1 protein-coding gene and 1 pseudogene are annotated in these 1113 nt (G+C 67.8%); one reads left to right on the top strand and one right to left on the bottom strand.

Translation table 11 applies throughout. The annotated features are described in order from the left end of the window. Positions 1-225 (bottom strand): annotated as a pseudogene (locus tag EOA32_RS37380) (MFS transporter); the annotation flags it as partial. Positions 226-359: 134 nt separating this feature from the next. On the opposite strand from EOA32_RS37380, the gene EOA32_RS37375 reads away from it, so the two are divergent. Further along, positions 360-1113 (top strand): LysR family transcriptional regulator (locus EOA32_RS37375; protein ID WP_145971524.1); only part of this gene is annotated, 754 nt, incomplete at its 3' end.

Genomic DNA, 1113 nt, shown 5'->3' with positions numbered 1-1113 from the left:
ACGCCCGACGCTGACGATGAGCGCGGTGATGACAAGCAGATAGGCAAGCACCACCCATTGCACCGCCTGGAAAGATGCGGCGAAGGCGGTGCTCAGCGTCGGCAGCGCGACATTGGCGATGCTGGTGCTGAGCGAGGACAAAAGCATCGCCAGCGACAGGCTGGCCAGCGCGCCGCTTGCCGAGCGGCTTGCGGGAACGGTGCGTGGATCTGCGACATCGGCCATGGTTCTTCTCCGGCTCGGGTGGAACTTGCCGGGAGAATAGGCGCCTGGCCCATATGGCGGAACGCGCAGCATTTGCACTCGAATAGTGCATGAAGCGCCATGTCACTGCATCGAGGACGTGCTAAGATCGCGCCATGTCGCGACCCGATCTCAACCTGCTCGTCACGCTGGACGTGCTCATCGCCGAAGGCAGTGTCGCGAAAGCCGCGCGGCGGCTGAAGCTCAGCCCGTCGGCAACGAGCCGCGCGCTCGCAAGATTGCGCGAGGTGACCGGCGATCCGCTTTTGGTACGCGCCGGGCGCGGCCTGGTGCCGACGCCCCGCGCCATCGAACTCGGCACGGATGTCGGCCGGCTGGTGAAGGAGGCGGAGGCTGTGCTGCGCCCCGCCGAACGCCTTGATCTGAAGCGGCTTACGCGCAGTTTCACGCTGCGCAACAGCGATGGTTTTGTGGAAAATTTCGGCCCTGCCCTTCTCGCGCGCGTCGCCGAGGAAGCGCCGGGCGTGCAGCTGCGCTTCGTGCCGAAGCCCGACAAGGACAGCGCGCCGATGCGCGAAGGCAGTGTCGATCTCGAGACCGGCGTTATCGGCGGCTCGACCGGCCCCGAGGTGCGGGCGCAGGCGCTGTTCCGCGACCGTTTCGTCGGCGTGGTGCGCAGCGGCCATCCGCTGTGCGACGGCAAGATCACCGCCGCCCGCTTCGCCGCCGGCCGGCATATATTGATCTCGCGCCGCGGGCTGGATCGCGGGCCTATCGACGACGCGCTGGAACTCGCCGGGCTGACGCGGACGATCGCCACCGTGGTCGGCGGCTTTGCGGAAGCGCTGGCGCTGGCGCGCGGCTCCGACCTCATCGCCACGGTGCCCGAGCGCTATACCCGCACACTGC

This window comes from Mesorhizobium sp. M1A.F.Ca.ET.072.01.1.1, from assembly GCF_004023325.1.
Taxonomy (GTDB): Bacteria; Pseudomonadota; Alphaproteobacteria; order Rhizobiales; family Rhizobiaceae; genus Mesorhizobium.
This window is presented reverse-complemented; position numbering and strand designations above follow the sequence as displayed.